This is a genomic window from Amycolatopsis sp. ATCC 39116, from assembly GCF_000231075.2.
GTDB classification, from domain to species: Bacteria; Actinomycetota; Actinomycetes; order Mycobacteriales; family Pseudonocardiaceae; genus Amycolatopsis_E; species Amycolatopsis_E tucumanensis.
The window spans coordinates 196166-203379 of sequence record NZ_AFWY03000009.1 but is presented as its reverse complement, the minus strand read 5'-3'; the positions used below and the strand labels follow the sequence as shown (position 1 = coordinate 203379).

Genomic DNA, 7214 nt, shown 5'->3' with positions numbered 1-7214 from the left:
GGCAACCCCCACTGCCCAGGCCGCAGCCCCCACGCTGCCGCCCTCCCCGGAACGGCAGCCCCACCACCCAGCCGCAGACCGCCACGCAGCCGCCACTCCCCCGAACGGCAGCCCCACCACCCAGCCGCAGGCCCCCGCGCAGCCACAAACCCCCCATACAGCCGCCCCTCCCCCAAGCACAGCCCCATACAGCCGCCCCTCCCCCAAGCAGCAACCCCACCACCCAGGCCGCCCGAGCCACCTAGCGCGGCGTCTCCGAGCGGAAGCTGTGCCCCAGCTCCGGCCCGAGGCCGAAGTAGTGCCGGAAGTTGTAGATCAGCGGGCTCCACGCGCCGGGGTCCACGTGCTGCGTCCCCGGCACCACCAGCCGCGGATCGCAGTGCACGCGCAGCACCTCCGCCTGCACCACGACGAACCCGCCGCCCCAGCCCTCCCCCACCTCGGCCACCCGCGCCTCCAGCGCGATCGGGCAGTCCGCCACCCGCGGCGGCCGGACCAGGTCCGAGTCCACGGGCCGCAGCCTGGCCGCCGCGAACTTGTCCGGCTCGTGCCGGAACGCGCCGCGTTTGTGCGCGGGCACCGGGTCCGCGCCGGTGAGCGGGGCCAGCCGCTCCACCGCCCGCCACTGCTCCGGACCGGGCAGGTTGACCACCACGTCCCGGCGCGCGCGGAGGTTGGCCGCCGTGTGCGAGGCGGCGGACAGCCCCAGCACGACCACGTGGCCCAGCGCCCACGCCGAGGACATCGGCGCGAGGTTGGCGCTGCCGTCGGCGTTCTCGGTCGACAGCAGCACCACGGGCGTGCCGAAGTACAGGATCTTCGGGTTGATCACGACGTGCTCGTCCGTTGCGGTGTTCACGCCGCCACGCTAGGAACCGGTCGTGTCGGTCCCGGCCGAACTCAGCGGTGCCTGCCCCGCCGCACCTGCTCCACCAGCGCGATCAGCACTTCCTTGGCCGACTCCCGGTTCCGCGCGTCGCACAGCACCACCGGGATGCCGGGGTCGAGGTCGAGCGCCGCCGCGACCTGGTTCGCGCGGTACTGGCGGGATCCGGCGAAGCAGTTCACCGCCACCACGAACGGCGTCTCCCGCCGCTCGAAGTAGTCGACCGCCGGGAAGCAGTCTTCGAGGCGGCGCGTGTCGGCGATGACGACCGCGCCGAGCGCGCCCTGCGCGATGTCGTCCCAGAAGAACCAGAACCGGTCCTGCCCCGGCGTGCCGAACAGGTACAGCGCGAGGTGCTCGTCGAACGTGATCCGGCCGAAGTCGATGGCGACCGTGGTGGTCGTCTTCTGCTCCACGCCCTCGGCGTCGTCGATCCCGGCGCCGGCCTCGGTCAGGTACTCCTCCGTGCGCAACGGCTGGATCTCGCTGACGGCCCCGACCATCGTGGTCTTGCCCGCGCCGAAACCACCCGCGATGAGGATCTTCAACGCGGTGAAGGGTTTCGCAGGCGCGGGCAGTGGTTCAGAGCGCACGGAGTCCATTCAGCACTTCCCTCAGGATGCGATCGGTCGGCCCGGTGGCGGCCGGCGCCGGGCGGGTCACCTCGATGTGCCCGCCGTTCAGCAGGTCCGCCAGCAGCACCCGCGTGACGTTGAGCGGCAGGTTCGCGCGGGCCGCGATCTCCGCGACCGACAGCGTGTGCGCCTGGCACAGCTGGAGGATCACCGCCTGCTCGGGGCTCAGGGTGAGGTCGTGCTCGGGCCGCGTGCGGGCGGAGACGAGCGCGATGATGTCCAGGAAGTCGGCGGACGGCCGCGCCCGGCCCCTGGTCAGCGCGTACAGGCGGACCATGGGGCCGGACTCGTCGCCGTACCAGTCGCTCACGTGCCTGTCCGGTCCAGCCGCGGTGCGGTGTACATGTGCTCACCCACCTGCGAAACGAGCCGCGCCATCTCGTAGGCGACCAGTCCGATGTCCGTGCCTGCCTCGGCGAACACCGACAGGCAGGTCCCGCCGCCCGCCGCGATGACGAACAGGAACCCGCCGTCGAGCTCGACCATCGTCTGCCGGACCGCACCGGCGTCGAACTGCCTGCCCGCGCCCTTCGCGAGGCTGTTCAGGGCCGACGACACCGCGGCGAGGTGCTCGCTCTCCTCGCGGGTCATCCCCGTCGAAGTGGCCATCGCCAGGCCGTCGTTGGACAGCAGCAGCGCGTTCCGGACCCGTGGCGCGTTGCCCACCAGCTCGTCCAGCAGCCAGGCGAGCTCCCTGCTGTTATCGGTGGCGTCCACCGCTACCCCTCTCGTCGTCATCCGTTGCGTCCGCGGGTGAATCCCTGCTGCAGGGCGGACATGGTGGCGCGGGCCTCGTCGGGCGACGTCCGCGGCGCCGCGGCCTCGTCCTGCGCGGATTCACGCAACCCGGGAGCGAGGTGCGCCTGTCGTTTGCGGCGCGGCAGACCGCCGGTTTCGTCGTCCTCGGCGACCACCGGTTCCGGCCGCGGCGGAGCCGGCGGGCGCGGCGGCGGACGGTGCCGTCCGTTGTCCCGTTCCCGGGCCGGCTCGGGGCGCCGCGCCGGGCGTGACCGGGCCGTGGGGACCTCGGCGTCAGCGGGCGTGGCCTCGGCGCGGGTGAGCAGCGCGGTCGGCAGCAGCACGACCGCGGTCGTGCCGCCGTAGGCCGAGCGCCGCAGCGTCACGGTGATGCCCTGGCGCCGGGCCAGGCGGCTGATCACGTAGAACCCGAGCTGCTCACCGTCGAACAGGTCGAGCTGGTGCGCCTCGGCGATCCGCCGGTTGGCCTCGGCCAGTCGCTCCGGGCCCATGCCGAGGCCGCGGTCCTCGATCTCCACGACGAACCCGGCGCCGACGGCCTCGCCGTGCACCAGGACCGTCGTGTTCGGCGGGGAGAACGAGGTGGCGTTCTCGACCAGCTCGGCGATCATGTGTGTGAGGTCGGCGACGGCGGCGCCTTGGACGCCGACGTCGGCCATCCGGTGCACCTCGACACGCTGGAACTCCTCGACCTCGGCGACGGCCGCGCGGACGACGGTCATCAGCGGCACGGGTTTGCTCCACACGCGGCCGGGGGCGGCGCCGGACATGATGATGAGCCCTTCGGCGTGGCGGCGCATGCGCGCGGCGAGGTGGTCGAGGCGGAAGAGGTCCTCCAGCTCGGCGGGTTCCTCGGTGCGTCGTTCCATCGTGTCGAGCAGGCTGAGCTGGCGGTGCACGAGCGACTGGCTGCGCCGGGCGAGCGTGACGAAGACACCGGACACGCCGGTGAGCAGCTCCGCGCGTTCCGCGGCGGCGGTCAGGGCGGCGCGCTGCACGGCGTTGAGCGCGGCGCCGACCTGGCCGATCTCGCCGTCACTCGGCGGCACCACCGGCACGTCGGCGTCCGGGTCGATCTTCTCGCCGGCCCGCAGCCTGCGCATCGCGCGCGGGAGCCGCCGGTTGGCCAGTTCGAGGGCCGAGTCGCGCAGGCCGACCAGCTCGATCACCAGGCCGCGCCCGATCCGCACGGAGATCAGCAGGGCGAGCAGCACGGCGGTGAGTCCCAGCAGGACGGTCACCGCGCTTTCGGTGAGGGCCGAGCTGCCCGCGTCGTCCGCTTCGGCTGCGGCCTCGGTGGCGGCCTCCGAGCGGACGGCGGCGAGGTCGCGCGTGACCGCGTCGAGCGAGGAGGCCCACTGGCCGGAGGTGACGGTCGCGGCGAGGGCGCGGCCCGCGGTGTCGGCCTGCACGGTGTTCTGCACGTCGGTGAGGGCGCGGTAGGAGTCGCTGGACGTGATGTCGCGGAGGGCTTCCCGCTGGGCGTCCGGCAGGTCGGACAGCAGACCGGCGGTGAGGACGCGTTGCCCGCCGAGCGCGTCGACGAAGGCGCGGTAGGTCTCGGCGTTCGCGCGCCCGGCGGCCGCGGCGCGGGCCGCGGCGTCCTGCCGGGCGAGCATCTCCCCGACGCGGCCGAGGGCGGGCACGGCCAGGGCGACCGGGATGTCGTGGACGTCGGCGAGGGCGGCCTCGACCGCGAAGGCCGTGTCGATGGCGTCGGAGTAGGCGTCGAAGGTGGCGCGCCAGTCGGCCTGGCGGGCGGTCACCGCGCCCTGGGCGCTGCCCAGCCTGGTCACGTCGGCGACGAGGTCGCCGAGGCGGCGGTCCAGGTCGGGCGCGAGGCCGGCGAGGTCGGCGGCGACCAGGGTCACGCCGTCGCGCAGCCTCGTGAGCGCGGCCCGGGTCTGGGCGTACCGCTGCTCCAGCGCGGGCAGGTCACCGGAGCCGGCGAGGTGGGCGGCGACGACCGCGCGTTCGGCCTGCAGGCCGGTGACCAGGTCGGCGACCGGGGCGGTCAGGTGGGTGTCGAACTCCTCGACCTGGCGCTGGTTCCAGGCGGTCTGCACGGCCGAGACCGTGGCGAGGCCCCACAGGACCATCAGCGAGACCACCGGCACCATCAGCAGCGCGACGATCTTCGCGCGGACGGACCGCGGCGTCAGGCGGTCTACGAGCCGGGGGGCCGGCGAAATGCGGGCATGCTTTTCTCGGCGCACGGCCATGGTTCTCCCATTGCGGAATTCGTTCGCGGTTCGCTCAGGTCGTCAGTTCTTTTTGCGGACCCGGGGAAAGCGCGACGAACGCGGAGGTCAGAAAGAGGTAGGAACCCAGCACGACGGTGAGCGGGAACACGAACTGCATGGGGGTGGCGCCACTGGTCACGGAATGCCCGGCGTGCACTTCGACGCTGACCGCCGCCATTCCGGTGTAGTGCATGGCGCTGACGGCGACGCCCATCACGAGTGACGCCCCCACCGCGGCGGCCTTGCCGTGGATGTTGAGGGTGGCCCAGAGCGCGGCGGTCGCGGCGGCGACCGCGATCGCGACGGACAGCGTGACGACGCCGGGGTCGTAGGAGACGTTGCCGGACAGCCGCATGGCGGCCATGCCGATGTAGTGCATCGCGGCGACGCCCAGGCCGGCGACGGCGCCGCCGACGAGCACGGCGAGGGTCTTGGAAGCGAGGTAGCCCACGGCGAACACGCCGATGCCGACGACCGCGATGGCGACCAGGAGGCTGAGCACCGTGAGCGGGACGTCGTACCGGATCTCGCTGCCCGTGACGCCGAACCCCATCATCGCGATGAAGTGCATGGTCCAGATCCCGGTGCCGATGGCCATGGCGCCGTTGACGAGCCAGTGGCGGCGGGAACGGCCGGTCGCGGAAAGCGCTCGCACCATGCAGCGGAGGCCGAGTGCGCTTCCCACGCACGCCATGACGTACGACAGAACGGGCGTGATCCAGCCGAACGTCAATTCCGTCATCGAGCCCATTCTGTCCTTCGTTCACCGTTGGAAAAAAGCACCACCCCCAGGTCTGCTGGAGGACAGTAAGTGAAGGAGGAGGAAATCTCAACGGTACTGCGAAGTAGGTAACCGAGGTAAACACTTGACGCGGCGCACTGAGGTTCTGTTCATGCCTCACGAAATCGTGTTGAACACAATTAAGGATGGCGGTGACGAAAAATAAGCGCCTGCCGGACGCGGTGCCGGCCGCCGGACACGACTCCGGCCGGCCGCCACACGGGCGACCGGCCGGTCGATGGTGGTCGGGATGACAGGATTTGAACCTGCGACCCTCCGCTCCCAAAGCGGATGCGCTACCAAGCTGCGCCACATCCCGGTTCGCCCCAGGGCCGGGGCGGTGCGATCACTCTAGCGTGAGCCGCTAGACTCGCAGACGCGCCCGTACGATGCGGGTGCATGCGGGCGTAGCTCAATGGTAGAGCCCCAGTCTTCCAAACTGGTGGTGCGGGTTCGATTCCCGTCGCCCGCTCTCACTGTCTTCGCAGGTCAAAGCATGCAACGAGCGGTGGTCCCCGAGCCTGAGGGCCGCCGCTCGCTGCTGTCGTGCCATTACCGTGCCACTAGCTCTCGCACTGCCGGTAGCGCTCGACCCGGGCGTTCAGCTCGTCGGCGATCTGCCGGTCACGGGCGCTCGTCGCGTGCTGGTAGATCAAAGCCGCCCGCGCCGTGCTCTGCCCCATCCGCTGCATCAGCTCCCGCGTGGTCGCGCCGGCCTCCGCCGCCATCTGGTTGCCGGTGTGGCGGAGATCATGGAAGTGGAAGCCGTCCGGCAACCCGGCCTTGGCCAGAAGCTTCTTCCAGTCCACCTCGCGACGGAAGTTCCCGCGGCGCAGGACCCCTCCCCGCTTGCCGACGAACAGCAGTCCGTCCGGACCCGGTTCGGCGAACTCGGCCAGGTGTTCCGCCAGCTCATCGGCGAGGAAACGGGGAAGGGCCACCGTGCGCACCCCGGCCGCGGACTTGGTCGGCCCCACGTCGAGCCGCCCGTTCCGCAGCTCAGCCGTCCGGCGGGCCACCCGCGCCACCATGTTCACCCGGTCCAGGTCCCGCACCCGCAGTGCGATCAGCTCGCCCCACCGCAGCCCGGAGAACGCCGCCAGCAGGATCAGGAACCGGTGCCGCCGGGGCATCAGGTCCGCCAGCCGGTACACCTCCTCAATCGACGCGTGTGGCCGCTCAGGTGTGCGGTGCTGGTCCGCGCCCTTGATCCGGCACGGGTTCCGCTTGATCCGCCCGTCGTCGACCGCTGTCGTGAACATCGACCGCACCAGCCGGTACGCCTTCGCCGTCCGGTCCTCCGAGCGCCCGTTGTCGAGCAGATCGGACCGCCACCGCCGGATCACCTCGGTGCTGATCTGGTTCACCTGGTAGCGGCCGAGGAACGGCTCGACGTGGTTGCGCCAGATGCTGTCGTGCTCGTCGCGGGTCCGCTGCGACACCTTCCGTTCCTTGATCCACGCCCGCCCGTAGTCGGCGAAGCTGATCCGCGCCAAGTCGGGGTCGAGCCAATCCCCACGCAGGATCTCCGCTTCCACCACGGACAACCACTGTTCGGCGTCCCGCTTCCCCGGGAACGTGCGCGGCGCAGGATGAGTGCGCCCGTCCGGCCCGAGGTAACGAGCCTGCCACCGCCCCGACGGCAGCTCCCGCACCGCACCGAACCGCCGACGCCCCTTCTTGTTCGCCATCACGCAGCCCTCCCCAGGTAGGTCGCCCGCGTGATCGGCTCGACCCGCCCGGCCTGCACGAACGCCTCCAGGTCTTCGAGCTTGAACCGCACGTGCGACCCGACCTTGTGGAAAGCGATCCGACGCTCGGCGACGATGCGCCGGATGAAGCGAACCGAGGTGTTCAGGTACTCGGCCGCCTGCTCCACGTTGAGATAGCCCCTCTCCATCGATCCCCCT

The 7214-nt window shown here is 71.5% G+C and carries 8 protein-coding genes and 2 tRNA genes; 1 reads left to right on the top strand and 9 read right to left on the bottom strand.

Annotation, left to right across the window (positions count from 1 at the left end):
- Positions 1 to 241: 241 nt before the first annotated feature.
- From AMY39116_RS0313885 to AMY39116_RS0313855, 7 genes are all read right to left on the bottom strand, one after another.
- Positions 242 to 859 (bottom strand): flavin reductase family protein, encoded by a 618-nt coding sequence (locus AMY39116_RS0313885; protein WP_020418246.1) that lies wholly within the window; start codon positions 857 to 859, stop codon positions 242 to 244.
- Between the two features lie 41 nt (positions 860 to 900).
- A complete protein-coding gene (locus AMY39116_RS0313880; RefSeq protein WP_020418245.1) occupies positions 901 to 1488 on the bottom strand; it encodes an ATP/GTP-binding protein in 588 nt (195 codons plus the stop codon).
- Positions 1469 to 1831 (bottom strand): DUF742 domain-containing protein, encoded by a 363-nt coding sequence (locus tag AMY39116_RS42805; RefSeq protein WP_020418244.1) that lies wholly within the window; start codon positions 1829 to 1831, stop codon positions 1469 to 1471. Before AMY39116_RS42805 ends, AMY39116_RS0313880 begins: the two co-directional genes overlap by 20 nt.
- Entirely contained in the window at positions 1828 to 2238 is a 411-nt protein-coding gene (locus tag AMY39116_RS0313870) for a roadblock/LC7 domain-containing protein (RefSeq protein ID WP_020418243.1), read from the bottom strand. Before AMY39116_RS0313870 ends, AMY39116_RS42805 begins: the two co-directional genes overlap by 4 nt.
- A 17-nt stretch (positions 2239 to 2255) precedes the next feature.
- Positions 2256 to 4496, bottom strand: a complete 2241-nt coding sequence (locus AMY39116_RS42800; protein ID WP_162146041.1) for an ATP-binding protein — start codon at positions 4494 to 4496, stop codon at positions 2256 to 2258.
- A 40-nt stretch (positions 4497 to 4536) separates the two neighbouring features.
- The gene (locus AMY39116_RS0313860) at positions 4537 to 5265 is read right to left on the bottom strand and encodes an MHYT domain-containing protein (protein ID WP_202961422.1); all 729 of its coding nucleotides are present in this window, start codon (positions 5263 to 5265) and stop codon (positions 4537 to 4539) included.
- Positions 5266 to 5546: 281 nt separating this feature from the next.
- A tRNA-Pro gene (locus AMY39116_RS0313855) sits at positions 5547 to 5623 on the bottom strand.
- Positions 5624 to 5705: 82 nt separating this feature from the next.
- On the opposite strand from AMY39116_RS0313855, the gene AMY39116_RS0313850 reads away from it, so the two are divergent.
- A tRNA-Gly gene (locus AMY39116_RS0313850) sits at positions 5706 to 5776 on the top strand.
- Positions 5777 to 5867: 91 nt separating this feature from the next.
- Here AMY39116_RS0313850 and AMY39116_RS0313845 read toward each other — a convergent pair.
- Both AMY39116_RS0313845 and AMY39116_RS0313840 read right to left on the bottom strand, forming a co-directional pair.
- On the bottom strand, positions 5868 to 6995 hold the full coding sequence (locus AMY39116_RS0313845; protein ID WP_020418240.1) for a site-specific integrase: 1128 nt from the start codon (positions 6993 to 6995) through the stop codon (positions 5868 to 5870).
- A complete protein-coding gene (locus AMY39116_RS0313840; protein WP_027935901.1) occupies positions 6995 to 7204 on the bottom strand; it encodes a helix-turn-helix domain-containing protein in 210 nt (69 codons plus the stop codon). Before AMY39116_RS0313840 ends, AMY39116_RS0313845 begins: the two co-directional genes overlap by 1 nt.
- Positions 7205 to 7214: the final 10 nt, after the last annotated feature.